Origin of the sequence: Lysinibacillus sp. GbtcB16 (genome assembly GCF_019091145.1) — a bacterium.
GTDB classification, from domain to species: Bacteria; Bacillota; Bacilli; order Bacillales_A; family Planococcaceae; genus Lysinibacillus; species Lysinibacillus fusiformis.
The window spans coordinates 1-273 of the sequence record NZ_JAGXJV010000380.1 but is presented as its reverse complement, the minus strand read 5'-3'; the positions used below and the strand labels follow the sequence as shown (position 1 = coordinate 273).

Annotated in this window: 1 pseudogene; it reads right to left on the bottom strand. The window is 55.3% G+C overall.

Annotated elements, in window-relative coordinates:
• Positions 1-195, bottom strand: a pseudogene (locus KVT27_RS24615) (MFS transporter); the annotation flags it as partial.
• Between the last annotated feature and the right edge of the window lie 78 nt (positions 196-273).

Genomic DNA, 273 nt, shown 5'->3' with positions numbered 1-273 from the left:
GATATAAAAAACAACACAAATAACTGCGACTAAACCTGCCAATACAAGGCTGATGTTGCTAAAAACGGAGCCGGCTTCATCCCGGAGGAGCGGATTCCAGCTGGGCATCCCTCCGGCTCCGAGGTCGACGGCCTTGCTGTACAAGCCAATGGCGATGCCTTGGGCGATGAAGTTGACCATAGCGAGCATGCCCATGCCGACTCCAGCCTGCTTGGATGGCAGTGTTCGGGACACGGAGTTCGAGACGGCGATGACCATGAAAGATTGGCCGAC